Consider the following 13738-nt stretch of genomic DNA (forward strand, 5'->3'; position numbering starts at 1 on the left):
AGGCAGGGAAATGTCGTATTAGAGCGGCTGCGAAGTTCGGGTGGCGCACCATGAAGGATCGCGTCTGGCGAATTGGTGCGAAGGGGTGCGCCACATTGGGGCGCAGGTCTTGCGGGCAACACAGATCAACGGTGGGAGCGGGCTTGCTCGCGAAGAGCGCGTGTCAGTCGCCATTTATGCTGTCTGACACACCCTCTTCGCGAGCAAGCCCGCTCCCACCGTTTTGATCTGTGTGTCAGCGGCGGCGCATGAGGCCGATGAAGAACAAGCCGCCGATGGCAGCGGTGGCGACGCCGATGGGCAGGTCTTCGGGAGCAATGAGCGTGCGAGCGGCGACATCGACCCAGACCAGGAAGATGCTGCCGAGCAACACGCACACCGGCAGCAATCGCCGGTGCTCCGCCCCGACCAATCGGCGTGCAATGTGCGGCACCATCAACCCGACAAACCCGATCGACCCACTGATCGACACCAGCACTCCCGTCATCAACGACGCAATCAAAAACACCCGCAAGCGCACGGTGCGGGCGTTGAGCCCGAGGGTCACGGCTGTCTGTTCACCCGCCATCAACGCATTCAACGGTCGCGCCATGCCCAGCAACAAAACCAACCCAAGCAACACGCTCGCTGCCGGCACCGCGAGCAATTCCCAGCGTGCCAGTCCGAGCCCGCCAAGCATCCAGAACATCACCGCCGAACTGGCACGGTGATCGCCGAGAAACAGCAACAGGTTAGCGATCGCCATCATCACGAATGACACCGCCACGCCGCACAACAGCAGTCGATCACTGTCCAGCCGACCGTTGCGGTTGGCGATCACCAGCACGATCAGCATGCTCAGCAGCGCGCCGATAAACGCAGCGATCGGCAAGGTCAGCAGGCCGACGATTTCACCGATATGCAGCACCACGATTACAGCGCCAAGTGTCGCGCCGGACGTCACCCCGAGCAGATGCGGATCGGCCAGCGGATTGCGCGTTACCGCTTGCAGCACCGCGCCGATCAACGCCAGGCCAGCGCCCACCAACGCGCCGAGCAACATGCGCGGCACGCGGATCAACCACACGATATGTTCCTGCCCGGCCGTCCAGCTCACGTCACCGAAACCGAACGCCTTGTGCAGCACAATCTTCCACACCACCTCCACCGGCACTCGCGCCGGACCAAAGCCCAGCGACACCACGCACGACACCAGCAACAGTGCGCCGAGGGCAATCAGCAACAAAGCGTAGCGACGACTGATCATTCGCCGTGGAAACCCTTGGCCAGGGTTTCGACCGCCAGCACGTTATCGATGCCCGGTGTGGCCTGCACATACGGGATCACAATGAAGCGCTGGTTCTTGATCGCGTCCACTGATTGCAGCGCCTTGTTGCTGAGCAGGAATTGCTCCTTCTGTTCGGCGGTGACCTCGCCGTAGTCGACGATCACGATCACCTGCGGATTGCGCTCGACCACGTTTTCCCAATTCACGCGGGTCCAGCTCGCTTCGGTGTCATCCAGAATATTGCGCCCGCCCGCCGCGTCGATCAGTGCTTGCGGCATGCCGAGGCGGCCGGAGGTCATGGCGCGGTCTTCGCCACTGTCATAGAGGAATACCCGCGGTTTGTTGGCCGGCAGATCCTTGCGCACGTCTGCAACTTGCGCCTGCATCCGGGCGATCAAGGCATTGGCACGATCCTGCACGTCGAAGATTTTGCCGAGGTTGCGCAGGTCGTTGTAAGTGTCCTCCAGCGTGGCGGCCGGGCGCTTCATCACGAAGGCGCAAGACTCGGTCAGCTCGTAGACGTTGATGCCCAGCGGCTGCAGCGTCTGCGGCGTGAGATCACCGCCCACGCGCATGCCGTAGTCCCAACCGGCAAAGAAGAAATCGACGTTGGCGTTGAGCAGGGTTTCCACCGACGGGTACTTCGCTGCCAGCTCCGGCAGGCCGTCGAGGATGGTCTGCATCTGGGGCGTGACCGATTTCCAGCCGGTGACGCCGCTGTAGCCGGCCATGCTCGGCTTGAGGCCGAGGGCGAGCATCATCTGGGTCATGTTGATGTCGTGACTGACCGCGTGTTTTGGTGCTTGCGCGAAGGTTACATCGCGGTTGCAGCTCTGGATCGTCAGCGGATATTTCGTCGCCTCGGCAAACGCTTGGGCACTGCCCAGCATCAGAGCAACGCACAGCAGGGAACGCAAAGTCATGGTTGGGTTATCCAGGTGATTCGTGGGTAGCCGTGCAGAGGGTGTTCATCGATCAGCGCTTCGACGCCGAACACATCACGCAGCAGCGGGGCGGTCAGGACTTCTTTCGGTGTGCCGCTGGCAACGATGCGGCCGTGATTGATCACGTACAGCCGGTCGCAGAAAGCGGCGGCGAGATTGAGGTCGTGGATGCTGGCCAGTGTGCCGATCTTCAGGCGCTTGACCAGCTGCAACAGCTCCAGTTGATAGCGTGGGTCGAGGTGGTTGGTCGGCTCGTCGAGGATCAGCACTTGCGGTTGCTGGGCCAGGGCGCGAGCGAGGATAACCCGCTGTTTTTCACCGCCGGAGAGGGTGGCGAACGCGTGGTCTTCGAAGCCTTTCAATCCAACCGATTCCAATGCTCGAGTCGCAAGGGTCCGGTCCTCCTGCGTGTCGCCGTCGAACAGGCCTTTGTGCGGTGTGCGACCCATGGCGACCACTTCATCGACGGTCAGGCCGAAGGCGTCAGGGAATTCCTGCAACACCACGGCAATGCGTTGCGCGCACCAACGGGAGGACTGCTTCCAGACGTTTTGGTGATCGAGTTTTACCTCACCGCTCTCCGGTTTGCTGAAGCGGTAAGCACACCGCAGCAGGCTGGTCTTGCCGCTGCCGTTGGGGCCGATCAACCCGACGAATTCACCGACGGCCACGTGCAACGAGGCATCACGCAGCTGGAACTGGTGATGACAGTGGCCGTGGCCCAGGGGTGTCCAGGCGAGGTTTGTGAGGTTCAGCGAGGTCATGCGTTAACTCTGAATTGTGCGGTGATGCCTTGAATAAAAAGGTGTAATCAGCTGTGACGAAAAACGACCGCAGCTCCCCCAGAATCCACTGCTGCCCCTCATTGTATTGGCTATGCGCATGTAAACCGCCAGCTCGTTCCGCTAGGCCATGTCGCTCGCCAGTCAGGCTTTCGACACTGGCGGGCGTTTCCAGGGCGGTGAAGTTCGGCGTGAGCCCGCCGTGGTCGGGACTGCGGGTTGGGCGGCGCGCTTGCGTTATACAGTAACACTAAAGATGAGCGTGCGATAAGCGCCCGAAGTCTACAGACCCTTCTAAATCGCGCATCTCGCCTGCTTCATGATGAAGATGAGGGGGATTCAGCTTGGTCTAGTCGACGGGTTTTTAATCGCTAGACGATCTAGTGGACTATCACTTCTGACAGTAGACCGAAAACCCCGGCAGCTTTAGTTTCAAACCCTGTCGACAGTAAAAGGGGGACTGATCATGCGGGTGTCAGGTGTCACCAGAGCGATCGGTTTTTTGCTTTTTTTGAACGGTGCAGCGCTATTGGCAGAGCAAGACTGCCTCAGCATGTGGCAGCAGAATCCGGTCAGCAAAAGCTGCAAGGCCTATGTCCGTGCAGCCGCGCCGGATCAGATTACACCGATGCTGGTCGACCTTGAGAACGGCCAGTGTCGAATCACGCTTACCTGCGAAAACTGGTACGGCGGAGGCATCCCTAATCTTTCCCGGGATATCGAAAAAGCCGAGTTGGCAAACGTCCACAACTGCAATGGCGAGTTGCAGGTTGGGCCCTGTTAAATCGATCAAACTGAACAGGGCCAGCGGGAACGCTGACCCTGAGACAGGTCCTCATTCAAGCCGCTGAATCAGGCTCGGCTTGCCGGTTCAGGCGTGTCAGCAGCACGCGGTCCAGCAACCAGACCACCACCAACGAAGCCCCCACCAACGGAAACGCCACTGCCAGCACCAGCATGATCGCAACTCCGGTTTTCCATTTCGGCAGGTCATGGCGCAACGGCGGAACACCGAACTTGCCTTGTGGCCGACGTTTCCACCAGATCACCACGCCGCTGACGGCGCTGAGCAGAATCATCAGGCAGATCAGTAGCACGATGATCTGGTTGAACACGCCGAACATCTTGCCTTCGTGGAGCATCACGCCGATTTCCGTGGCGCGGGCGACGGTGCCGTAGTGCTCGAAGCGCACATCGGCGAGGACGTTGCCGGTGTATTGATCGACGTGCAGGGTGGCGTCGTTGCGCGGGTCGTCGGCGAATACTGCGATGGTGAATACGCCGGTGGCGGTGGTCGGGAACGTGATGCTGTAACCCGGCTCGACCTTGCGCTGTTCGGCGATGTTCTGCACGTCCTGCAGGCTGATGGTCGGCGCCGCAGGGCCGGCTTGCGCACCACTGTGGGCCATGTGTTCGGCGTGGTCGCCGGACATCGGCATCGGTGTGTTTTCCATCGCCCAAGGCACGGTCTGGCGGGTGGCGGTGTTGAGGCTGCGGGCCTCGACGTCGGACTTGGGCATGTCATTCCACATGGCGTCCGGGAACACGTTCCAGACGCCGGCGTATTGCTTGCCCCAGAACCCGGTCCAGGTCATGCCGCTCAGCAGCATCACCAACAGAAACGCGGCGCCCCAGAAACCGGTGACGGCGTGCAGGTCGCGCCACAGCACGCGACCGCGACTGCTCAAACGCGGCCACAAGATGCCGGCGGCCTGACCTCGCGGCCACCACAGGAACACCCCGGAAACCACGAGCACAATGCCCCAGCCAGCGGCGAGTTCGACCAGCCGATCACCGACCGTGCCGATCATCAATTCACCGTGGATCGCGCGGGCAACGGCTTGCAGATTCTTCTTCGCGTCTTGCTCGCCGAGGATATCGCCGTGATACGGATCGACAAAAACGTTCAACTCACTACCCGCATTGAGCAGGACAAACTGCGCGCTGCGTTCGGCGTTGATCGGCGGCAGATACTGTTTGATCGTCGCGTGTGGATAAGCCTCTTTTACCCGTGTGAGCAGGTCGTCGGCCGGGACGCTGTGGTGGCCGGCCGGGACGTTCATCAGGCTGCCGTACATCAGCGGATCGAGTTGCGGTTTGAACAGGTAAATGACGCCGGTCAGGGCCAGCATCACCATGAAAGGCGCGACGAACAGACCGGCATAGAAATGCCAGCGCCAGGCCAGGTTGTAGAAATTCGGTTTGGGCTGTTTCATCAGTTGTGCTCCGCTTGGCGAATCAATTGTCTTGGAAAAGATCGCAGCCTCGTTTTACTCGACAGCTCCTACGGGTCTACGCGTGCCAATGTAGGAGCTGGCGAAGCCTGCGATCTTTTGACTTTTTGTTAGAAACTCATGTCCACCTTGGTCCAGAGCGTGCGCCCCGGTTCTTTGATGGCCTGCGGGTCATTGGCCGGGTAGCCGAAACCGGCGTTGCCGGCCAGGTTCAAATGCTCGGCGTACGCCTTGCCGAACAGGTTGTCGACGCCGCTGCTGACCTTCCAGTTCTTGTTGATCCGGTACGCACCGTTGAGCGAAAACACGCCGAAACCCGAAGTCTTGTCGAAGTCCTTGCCGACCACGTTGCCCTTGTTCTGATCGATACGATTTTGCGCGGCGACCACTCTCCACAGTGCACCGGCGCTCCAGTTGTCTTCGCTGTAGGTCAGGCCGAAACGCGCATCCAGCGGCGGCATTTGCGGCAACGCGTTGCCGTCGCTGCTGTTTTTGCCCCAGGCGTAGGCGAGGGTCGCATCGGCCTTCCAGTTCGACGTCAGCTTGTAGGCCGCACCGAGTTCACCGCCCATGATCCGCGCGTCGATGTTCTCGGCTTGCGAGGTCATGCCCATCATTCCCGGCGTGTAGTTGAACAGGATGTAATCGCGCACCTGCCCGACATAACCCGAGGCCCAGGCTTCGAGGTCTTCGGTCTTGTACTGCAGGCCGAAGTCGAGCTGAGTGGTTTTCTCGGGCTTGATCGAATCGAAGGCATTCACCGAACCGGCGGGCCCGGAGTTGGGCGAAAACAACTCCCAGTAATCCGGAAAACGCTGGGTGTGACCGAGACCGGCGTACAGCGTGGTCGGGCTGTCGGCCAGATCATGCTCGTAACGGATGAAGCCGCTTGGCAGGGTGTCGGCGCGAGTGTCGTCGGCAGTCGGGTTGCGCCGGGTCATCATTGCGGACCCCGTGGTCTGGCGGAAGTCTTTAGCCGAAGCGCGGTCCAGTCGCGCACCGGTAATCAGTCGGTCGCGGTCGGCGGCGTACCAGGTCAGTTCGCTGAAAACGCCGTAGTTGTGGAAGTCGGCGTCCTTGTTGCGTGGCAGATCCTTGTAGGTATCGATGCCCATGGCGCTGCGCTTGCGGTGTTCGCTGGTCTGCGCGTCGATGCCGCTGATCAATTGCACATCGGCCCAGCGCCAGGTGCCTTTGATCCGCGCACCGAGGGTTCGACGATCGACACTGGACGCCATCGGTCCAGCCATCATCCCGGTGCCGGACGGGGTACGCAGGGTGTAGTTGTCCATCACGTGGTCGGCGTAGTTGTAGTAGATCTGTGCTTCGACCTTGTCGAGCACGTCGCCGATATCGGATTTCTCGAAACGCAAGCCGAGGCTTTCGCGCTTGAATTGCGCGCCATCCATACCGCGTCCGGCGTAACGGGCTTCGCCGTCGCCCTTGCCCGCGGTGAGTTCCAGAAGCGTGTCGGCGTCCGGGGTCCAGCCAACGGCGACGTCACCGTTCCACTTGTCGTAGCGCGATGCCACGGTGTCGTTGTTGCCGTCGCGGTAGTCGTCGGAATGCGCGGTGTTGCCGATCACTCGCACGTAACCCAGCGGGCCGCCGGCGGCAGCATCCACCACTTTGTCGAAGCGGCCGTTGGAACCGGCCAATACGCTGGCATTCACTCGGGTACCGAGTTCGCCGAAGCTTTCCGGCTCCCGGTCGAACAGGATGGTGCCGGCCGACGCGCCCGGCCCCCACAGTACGGTTTGCGGGCCTTTGATGACGGTGAGTTTGTCGTAGGTTTCCGGTGAGATGTAGGAGGTTGGCGCGTCCATCCGGCCGGGGCAGGCGCCGAGCATCTGGCCGCCATTGGTGAGGATGTTCAGGCGCGAGCCGAACATGCCGCGCAGCACCGGGTCACCGTTGGTGCCGCCATTGCGCACCAGGGCGAAGCCGGGGATGGTCTTCAAGTAGTCACCACCGTCGCTGGCCGGAACCGGTTGGCGTGGGTCTTTGGGGTTGGTGACGATGGTCAGCGGTGAACTCGGTGCGATGGCGGTGATCACCGTCGGGCTCAGTTCTTCATTGTGGCCGGCGTGATCATCGGCCAGCACCATCGGTGTCAGCAGTGCGCCGCAAAGAACGGCGGTGGCGTGCCTGAAACGAACGCGTGTTTCGTTCAGGGCAAAAGAAGCTTGGGCGGCGCTCAAGCGTGTGTCAGCAGAAAACCTGGACATGACAATTTCCATCGAACAGTCGTAAACGACACGGCCGGCAGCCTTCGCAATTCCCTGTGGGAGCGAACCTGTCTTGCGGACCGTGTGAAATTGGGGAGGTGTTTACGCGACGATGGGCGGTGCGCGGGTACGGGCGCCGGGGAAGAAGGTTTGCCGGGCGTGGCCCAGGCGAGTGGCAGGGGTGGTGAAGGTAGTGGCTGTGGGTGTATCGAATGCAATGAAGGACTGGCCACCCGTCAGTGCCGGGCAATTGAACAGCAGGCTGCAATAGCCGCACTTTTCCCAGACAGCGTGATGAGACGTCTTGGGCAGGCAATGCTCGGCGGCGGCTTGCGCGCCGTGGTCGCCGTGTTCCATTGCCGGCATGTCCATCGACATGTTCATGGATGCTTCCATCAGAGCGGAGGCGCGCTGATTCATCGGCATCGACTGAGAAATCAGCGGGCCGATGAAGATCATCAACATGGCGAACAGGCTGATCCAGCTGCCGTGGGTCAGGCTCAGGGGCTGACGGCGGGAAGCGGATGACCTGGCGCTAAGCGCGCGCATGGGCGTATTCAGCTCTGGCGATTACGGGTTGTGCGCGTGCACTTGCATGCCGTCCGGCGCTTTTTTCTGCACCGTGACCTCGACGGTCACATCACCGGATTTCTCGAAATGCATCGTCAGCGGGAAACGCTTGCCGTCGCTCAGCAGGCTGCGGTCTTTCAGTTCCAGCAGCATGACGTGATACGCCATCGGTGCAAACGTGACGTCGCCACCGCCTGGAATCTCGACGCTCGGCACCTGCTGCATTTTCATCAGATCGTTCTGCATCACGTGCTCGTGCAACTGGGCGATCCCTGCAATCGGCGAGTCGACGCTGAGCAATTTGTCCGCGGTTTTACCGTGGTTCTGAATCACGAAATAAGCCGCAACGGTCGGCGCATTCGGTGGCAATTCCTGAGACCACGGATGAGCGATCTCCAGTTCTCCAGTCTTGTATTCATGGGCATTGGCAAAGCAGGCAGGCAGCAGCAACGCAGCCAGAACGATGAGTTTGTTCAACATGGCAGTTCTCCAGAGCGATTCAAGACGCAGGTCAATTGCGAGAAGGAATCACACCAGAGGGGAGGCGCGGGGGTTGAGACTCGGCCAATGCTGGCGTGGTGTAGGTGTATCGAGAGAGTCGGCGGGCAGGCTTCGATTGGCATCGAAACGCGCGAAGTACAACGGCGGTACATGCCCGGGCAACGCCACCAGCGGCGCTGAGCCGGAGCAGCACCAGCAATGCTGCATGTTGGAATGATCGTCGTTCTGCGGCGCTTTCTGCTCAAGCGTCCCCAGGGAAATCGCCACCATCTTCGTGCCAGTGGACGAACAGAAACTACCCCACAACACCTGCTCGGCGGGCGATTTCGCCGTCTGCGTCATCGCTCCGGTCATCGGCATGGCGAGCATGTTGAACAGCACTGCGAAGCAGGCTATCCAGGCAAATGCGAGCCGTTGTCGGGACATGGGGACAGATCCGGTTGGGTGGGCGATCAGGCGCGGCTATTTAGCCTGATCAGTGCCGATAAGTAAAAAAGCGGCGTGCGGTTTGGTGTCGCAGCGCAGTCAGATCACAGTGGCATGCAGACGCAGACCCAAAGCTTTCATAACCTTCATGATAGTCGCGAACTCCGGATTGCCAGTGCTGCTCAATGCTTTGTACAAGCTTTCACGACCAAGGCCTGCATCACGTGCAACCTGTGTCATGCCCTGTGCTCTGGCTATATCGTTGAGTGCCGCGCGTATCAGTACTCCATCGCCGGTATCTTCTTCAAAGCATGCATCCAGATAAGCCGCCATTTCTTCTGGCGATTTGAGAAATTCGGCGGCATCGAAGCGGGTGAATTGCTCGGCCATGATCTACTCCTCATTACCGATGTTTTGCGCCATTTGAATGGCGCGATTGATATCGCGTTTTTGAGTCGACTTGTCGCCCCCCACCAAAAGCAGGTAAACCACTTCGCCTCGACGAGTGAAGTACATCCTGTAGCCCGGACCATGATGAATACGCATTTCATAGACAGATTCGCCTACAGGTTCGCAATCGCCAAAATTTCAATGTTCGGCAGCTCGGAGCCTGGCGATGATCCGGGCTTATCCAATGGTGTCTCTGAGTGAGTCGAGCCAATCGGCAAATGCGCTGGATCGTTTGAAGTCGATCATGCTGGATCGTATTCCTTGGGATACATATTGGCAAGCAGCCCTTTCTCGAGTCGTGGTGGGTCGTTCCTCAAGAATCGAGTCGTTGTGCTTGGTAGAATCAAAAGAATGGGAATATAGGATTGAAGCTATTGGAGATACAGTCGGCTCTTTCCTGAAGTGTTGCGGGCAAAGTCACAAGGAGCTACAGGTCTCAGGAAACGTCCGACACAGATAAGGCAATTAGCAGGTCATCCACGCTTCCAAACTCCCGATCCACCCCCGGCAACACCGGCCGCTTCAACACCAACACCGGCACCCCCCGTTCCCGCGCCACTTCCAGTTTCGGCTCGGTGGCGGTGCTGCCGCTGTTCTTGCTGATCAGCACATCAATCTGCCGACGTTCAAACAGCTCACGTTCATCGTCGATCAGGAACGGTCCGCGTGCGCCTATCACTTCGCAGCGCTCGTTGCCCGGATAAACATCCAGTGCGCGCAACGTCCAGAATTGCTCTGGCGGGATTTCCTGCAGATGCTGCAAGGGTTCACGGCCGAGGGTGAACAGCGGTCGCCGGAACGGTTTGAGCGCGTCGATCAACCCGGCCCAGTCGCTGACTTCGCGCCAGTCGTCCCCGGCTTGCGGCTGCCAGGCCGGACGCCTGAATGCCCAGCAGGGAATGCCGGTCAGCTGTGCGGCGGTCGCAGCGTTCTGGCTGATTTGTGCTGCGTACGGATGCGTCGCGTCCAGCAGCAGATCAATCCCTTCGTCGCGGATGAACTGCGCCAGTCCCTCTGCACCGCCATAGCCGCCGACGCGCACCTGGCAATTCAGATCGGTCGGCACTCGACCGACGCCGGCCAGGCTGTAGAGGTGCTCCGGTCCAAGCGTACGGGCGATCGCCAGCGCTTCCGTCACGCCACCGAGCAGCAAAATGCGCTTCATTGAAAAACTCCCGCATGGCCAACAATCCCGCCCTGGCGATCGATGGCAAATACTTCAACCTGAACCTGCGCCGGCACCACGCTGCGCGCAAACGCCAGCGCGTGCCGGCACACCGCATCGCCGAGTGCGATGCCGGCCGCGTTGGCCATCGCCAGCGCTTGCTGACTGGTATTGGCCTCGCGGATCGCTTGCTGCAACGCTTGATCTGCCCCGACCGTTGCCGCCCATTCAGCCAGTTGCGGCAGGTCGATGCTCGAATGCCGACTGTGCAGGTCCATGTGCCCGGCTGCCAGTTTGCTGATCTTGCCGAAGCCGCCGCACAGGCTGAGTTTATCCACAGGCACTTTGCGCAGATGCTTGAGTACGGCGCCGACGAAATCGCCCATTTCGATCAAGGCGATTTCCGGCAAGTCGTAGACGCGGCGCATGGTGTCTTCGCTGGCGTTGCCGGTGCACGCGGCGATGTGCAGGTAACCATTGGTTTTCGCCACATCGATGCCCTGATGGATCGAGGCAATGTAAGCCGCGCAGGAAAACGGCCGGACGATGCCGCTGGTGCCCAGGATCGACAAGCCGCCGAGAATGCCCAGCCGTGGATTCATGGTTTTCAACGCCAGCGCCTCGCCGCCCTCGACGTTCACCGTAACCTCGAAACCGCCGCGATAACCGAGTTCCTCAGCGAGCAAGGTCAGGTGGTCGGTGATCATCTTGCGCGGGACCGGGTTGATCGCCGGTTCGCCGACCGCCAACACCAGGCCTGGCCGGGTGACCGTGCCCACACCAAGGCCGGCACTGAAACGAATGCCCGGTTCGGCGTTCAATCGCACTTGGGAGAACAGCAGTGCGCCGTGGGTCACGTCCGGATCGTCGCCGGCATCCTTGATCGTGCCGGCCTCGGCGCCGTCATCCAGGAGTCGACAGAACTCCAGACGCATTTGCACCTGCTTGCCTTTGGGTAAGATGATGTTCACGGCGTCCGCGCACTCGCCGCCGAGTAGCAGGCGAGCAGCCGCGAGGCTGGTCGCGGTGGCGCAACTGCCCGTCGTGAGGCCGCTGCGCAGCGGTGCGGGTTGTTCGGCGGTTTCGTCACGCATCGAAAGGTTTGACCACGTCCAGCAAGGTAATCGGCAGCGCCTGGCGCCAGGTGTCGAAGTCGCCCAACGGTTGCGCCTGGGCGATGTGGATGCGCGTCAGCTCGCCGCCGTGCTGCTCGCGCCAGGCCATCAGGGCCATTTCACTTTGCAGCGTGACGGCGTTGGCGATCAGTCGACCACCGGGTTTCAGCTGAGCCCAGCAAGTGTCCAGCACACCCTCGCGAGTGACTCCGCCACCGATGAAGATCGCATCCGGGCGCTCGAGTCCGGCGAGGGCTTGTGGCGCCTTGCCGCGTATCAGTTGCAGGCCGGGTACGCCCAGCGCGTCGCGGTTTTGCTCGATCAGCAGTTGCCGTCCTTCATCGGCCTCGATGGCCAGAGCCCGGCAACTCGGGTGGGCACGCATCCATTCGATGCCGATCGAGCCGCTGCCGGCACCGACGTCCCACAGCAGTTCACCGGGCACCGGGGCCAGGCGCGCTAGGGTGATTGCGCGCACGTCGCGTTTGGTCAATTGGCCGTCGTGCTTGAACGCCGAGTCCGGCAAGCCAGCCAATCGTGACAGGCGCGGCGCACCGGGTTCAGCGATGCATTCGATGGCGACCAGATTCAGATCGGCGATCACCGGATCGGCCCAATCGCGGGCGACGCCGTCGACGCGCCGTTCGGCTTCACCGCCCATATGTTCCAGCACACTGAGGCGGCTCGGCCCGAAGCCACGCTCGCGCAACAACGCGGCAATCGCGGCGGGGCTTTGGCCGTCGTTGCACAGCACCAGCAAGCGGATGCCGCTGAACAACTGCGCGTTGAGCGCCGCGATCGGGCGGGCAACCATGGACAACGTCACCACGTCCTGCAACGGCCAGCCCATGCGCGCGGCAGCCAGAGAGCAGGAAGAGGGCGCCGGCAGAATCTGCATTTCATCGCTGGGCAATAGCCGGGCAAGGCTGGCGCCGACGCCGAAGAACATCGGGTCACCGCTGGCCAGCACGCAAACCGGTTCGCCACGTCGGGCCAGCACCGCATCGAGGGAAAACGGACTGGGCCAGAGTTCGCGTTCGCCGCGAATGCAGGGCGACAGCAGATCCAGCTGGCGTTGGGCGCCGACGATCCTGGAGGCGCGGAGCAAGGCGTGACGGGCGTTTTTACCCAGGCCCTTGAAGCCGTCTTCTCCGATACCTACCACTGTCAGCCACGGGGTCATGCTGTTCCTCTTCGATCAACCGATGCCAAATCATCGCAGCGTTCAGGTCTGTCTTGACCTGCGCCGCTGCGCATCATAGCGCGGTGTCGATTGCATTCGCCTGCTGGCAGTCGGTGAAATTGCTGTTGAATGCACTCGAGCTTTTTTAAGCGAAGGGAATTCAACCTGTTTACCTATCGTTTGTTCTTCCACAGGTCGAACCGCTTTGCTTTGATCTCGCTGCGCTTTTTCTCAATGAGCGCTCTTTTAGTCTCGAGTATGTTTTTATCCAGTTTGAGGTACGCACCTTGCTGGATGATTTTGGCGGCGTGGCCCTCCCGCCCCAAGAACAGGAAGTTACTTTTCTTAGTGTCAGCCACCAGTTCAAGATTAAAGACAGCGATCTGAAGAACGCCCTTTGAGTCGTACCGTGCCGGAATGACCTGAAAGTGATTCCCCAGCAGGCTTTCTTCATCCAGAGACACGACTGCCGGCTTGTCGGGTTTCAGTGCGTCGAGCGTGTCGATCATCGCGTTCCCTTGCCTGTGGTCCGGCATGGCTTGGGCACGCTGGATCAGGAAATCAGCGACGCTTTTCGAGACGTCGTGACGGGTACGGGTAAAAATGGTGTCCTGGAACACCGACCAGCCTAAGAAATTCAGAGTGGTTACATACTCATCCAGCCACTTTGTGGAGTCGACAAAGCGGCTACAGGCCATGTCGGCGGAGTGCGTGGCGATCTGTGTGCAGTGAGTCAAGTCGTCGTGATCCTGCAATGAAAGTTCGTCAATACAGGAGAGCAAGTTTGGTCCGGTCAATATGCCGGAGGGCTTTTCATTGTTCATGGGGGGCTCCTTATATAAGCGCGGCGTTGATGAACGTGGTTAATGGTTT

General features: G+C 60.5%; 14 protein-coding genes and 1 pseudogene. 1 reads left to right on the forward strand and 14 read right to left on the reverse strand.

Annotated elements, in window-relative coordinates; genetic code table 11:
* Window positions 1-235 precede the first annotated feature (235 nt).
* Genes FBY04_RS02035 through FBY04_RS02045 form a run of 3 tightly spaced genes read right to left on the reverse strand, consistent with a single transcriptional unit; the run spans window position 236 to window position 2975 of the window.
* Window positions 236-1246, reverse strand: coding sequence for an iron ABC transporter permease (locus tag FBY04_RS02035; RefSeq protein WP_084319236.1), 1011 nt, complete (start codon window positions 1244-1246; stop codon window positions 236-238).
* On the reverse strand, window positions 1243-2190 hold the full coding sequence (locus FBY04_RS02040) for an ABC transporter substrate-binding protein (protein WP_145314357.1): 948 nt from the start codon (window positions 2188-2190) through the stop codon (window positions 1243-1245). Before FBY04_RS02040 ends, FBY04_RS02035 begins: the two co-directional genes overlap by 4 nt.
* Window positions 2187-2975 (reverse strand): ABC transporter ATP-binding protein, encoded by a 789-nt coding sequence (locus FBY04_RS02045; RefSeq protein ID WP_084319232.1) that lies wholly within the window; start codon window positions 2973-2975, stop codon window positions 2187-2189. Before FBY04_RS02045 ends, FBY04_RS02040 begins: the two co-directional genes overlap by 4 nt.
* 484 nt (window positions 2976-3459) lie before the next feature.
* Here FBY04_RS02045 and FBY04_RS02050 point away from each other — a divergent pair, with 484 nt between their 5' ends.
* Window positions 3460-3777, forward strand: a complete 318-nt coding sequence (locus FBY04_RS02050) for a hypothetical protein (protein WP_145314358.1) — start codon at window positions 3460-3462, stop codon at window positions 3775-3777.
* A 55-nt stretch (window positions 3778-3832) separates the two neighbouring features.
* Here the strand turns inward: FBY04_RS02050 and FBY04_RS02055 are convergent, their stop codons facing one another.
* The 11 genes and pseudogenes from FBY04_RS02055 to FBY04_RS02105 form a co-directional block, all read right to left on the reverse strand.
* Entirely contained in the window at window positions 3833-5209 is a 1377-nt protein-coding gene (locus FBY04_RS02055; protein ID WP_145314359.1) for a PepSY domain-containing protein, read from the reverse strand.
* Between the two features lie 128 nt (window positions 5210-5337).
* Window positions 5338-7455 carry a TonB-dependent copper receptor gene (locus FBY04_RS02060; RefSeq protein ID WP_145314360.1) on the reverse strand — a complete coding sequence of 706 codons (2118 nt, stop codon included), beginning with the start codon at window positions 7453-7455 and terminating at the stop codon, window positions 5338-5340.
* A 102-nt stretch (window positions 7456-7557) separates the two neighbouring features.
* Window positions 7558-8004: a DUF2946 domain-containing protein gene (locus tag FBY04_RS02065; protein ID WP_145314361.1), complete on the reverse strand. Its 447-nt coding sequence runs from the start codon at window positions 8002-8004 to the stop codon at window positions 7558-7560.
* Window positions 8005-8025: 21 nt separating this feature from the next.
* Window positions 8026-8505, reverse strand: a complete 480-nt coding sequence (locus FBY04_RS02070) for a copper chaperone PCu(A)C (RefSeq protein ID WP_145314362.1) — start codon at window positions 8503-8505, stop codon at window positions 8026-8028.
* Between the two features lie 48 nt (window positions 8506-8553).
* Window positions 8554-8952, reverse strand: a complete 399-nt coding sequence (locus tag FBY04_RS02075; RefSeq protein ID WP_145314363.1) for a DUF2946 domain-containing protein — start codon at window positions 8950-8952, stop codon at window positions 8554-8556.
* Between the two features lie 99 nt (window positions 8953-9051).
* Window positions 9052-9342: an addiction module antidote protein gene (locus tag FBY04_RS02080; RefSeq protein ID WP_145314364.1), complete on the reverse strand. Its 291-nt coding sequence runs from the start codon at window positions 9340-9342 to the stop codon at window positions 9052-9054.
* A gap of 3 nt (window positions 9343-9345) precedes the next feature.
* A pseudogene (locus FBY04_RS02085) lies at window positions 9346-9648 on the reverse strand (type II toxin-antitoxin system RelE/ParE family toxin).
* A 190-nt stretch (window positions 9649-9838) separates the two neighbouring features.
* A complete protein-coding gene (locus tag FBY04_RS02090; protein WP_084319218.1) occupies window positions 9839-10567 on the reverse strand; it encodes a cobalt-precorrin-6A reductase in 729 nt (242 codons plus the stop codon).
* Window positions 10564-11661, reverse strand: coding sequence for a cobalt-precorrin-5B (C(1))-methyltransferase (locus FBY04_RS02095; RefSeq protein ID WP_145314365.1), 1098 nt, complete (start codon window positions 11659-11661; stop codon window positions 10564-10566). The genes FBY04_RS02090 and FBY04_RS02095 overlap by 4 nt, the downstream gene beginning before the upstream one ends.
* On the reverse strand, window positions 11654-12865 hold the full coding sequence (gene cbiE, locus FBY04_RS02100) for a precorrin-6y C5,15-methyltransferase (decarboxylating) subunit CbiE (protein ID WP_084319214.1): 1212 nt from the start codon (window positions 12863-12865) through the stop codon (window positions 11654-11656). The genes FBY04_RS02095 and cbiE overlap by 8 nt, the downstream gene beginning before the upstream one ends.
* Before the next feature lie 173 nt (window positions 12866-13038).
* Complete coding sequence (locus FBY04_RS02105) at window positions 13039-13689, reverse strand: hypothetical protein (RefSeq protein ID WP_145314366.1); 651 nt, start codon at window positions 13687-13689, stop codon at window positions 13039-13041.
* Between the last annotated feature and the right edge of the window lie 49 nt (window positions 13690-13738).

The organism is Pseudomonas sp. SJZ080, assembly GCF_007828295.1.
GTDB classification, from domain to species: domain Bacteria; phylum Pseudomonadota; class Gammaproteobacteria; order Pseudomonadales; family Pseudomonadaceae; genus Aquipseudomonas; species Aquipseudomonas migulae_A.

Excerpts from the sequence above, each read along its gene's own strand:
- FBY04_RS02035 (WP_084319236.1), bottom strand. The coding sequence starts at position 1,246 with ATGATCAGTCGTCGCTACGCTTTGTTGCTGATTGCCCTCGGCGCACTG.
- FBY04_RS02040 (WP_145314357.1), bottom strand. The coding sequence starts at position 2,190 with ATGACTTTGCGTTCCCTGCTGTGCGTTGCTCTGATGCTGGGCAGTGCC.
- FBY04_RS02045 (WP_084319232.1), bottom strand. The coding sequence starts at position 2,975 with ATGACCTCGCTGAACCTCACAAACCTCGCCTGGACACCCCTGGGCCAC.
- FBY04_RS02050 (WP_145314358.1), top strand. The coding sequence starts at position 3,460 with ATGCGGGTGTCAGGTGTCACCAGAGCGATCGGTTTTTTGCTTTTTTTG.
- FBY04_RS02055 (WP_145314359.1), bottom strand. The coding sequence starts at position 5,209 with ATGAAACAGCCCAAACCGAATTTCTACAACCTGGCCTGGCGCTGGCAT.
- FBY04_RS02060 (WP_145314360.1), bottom strand. The coding sequence starts at position 7,455 with ATGTCCAGGTTTTCTGCTGACACACGCTTGAGCGCCGCCCAAGCTTCT.
- FBY04_RS02065 (WP_145314361.1), bottom strand. The coding sequence starts at position 8,004 with ATGCGCGCGCTTAGCGCCAGGTCATCCGCTTCCCGCCGTCAGCCCCTG.
- FBY04_RS02070 (WP_145314362.1), bottom strand. The coding sequence starts at position 8,505 with ATGTTGAACAAACTCATCGTTCTGGCTGCGTTGCTGCTGCCTGCCTGC.
- FBY04_RS02075 (WP_145314363.1), bottom strand. The coding sequence starts at position 8,952 with ATGTCCCGACAACGGCTCGCATTTGCCTGGATAGCCTGCTTCGCAGTG.
- FBY04_RS02080 (WP_145314364.1), bottom strand. The coding sequence starts at position 9,342 with ATGGCCGAGCAATTCACCCGCTTCGATGCCGCCGAATTTCTCAAATCG.
- FBY04_RS02090 (WP_084319218.1), bottom strand. The coding sequence starts at position 10,567 with ATGAAGCGCATTTTGCTGCTCGGTGGCGTGACGGAAGCGCTGGCGATC.
- FBY04_RS02095 (WP_145314365.1), bottom strand. The coding sequence starts at position 11,661 with ATGCGTGACGAAACCGCCGAACAACCCGCACCGCTGCGCAGCGGCCTC.
- cbiE (WP_084319214.1), bottom strand. The coding sequence starts at position 12,865 with ATGACCCCGTGGCTGACAGTGGTAGGTATCGGAGAAGACGGCTTCAAG.
- FBY04_RS02105 (WP_145314366.1), bottom strand. The coding sequence starts at position 13,689 with ATGAACAATGAAAAGCCCTCCGGCATATTGACCGGACCAAACTTGCTC.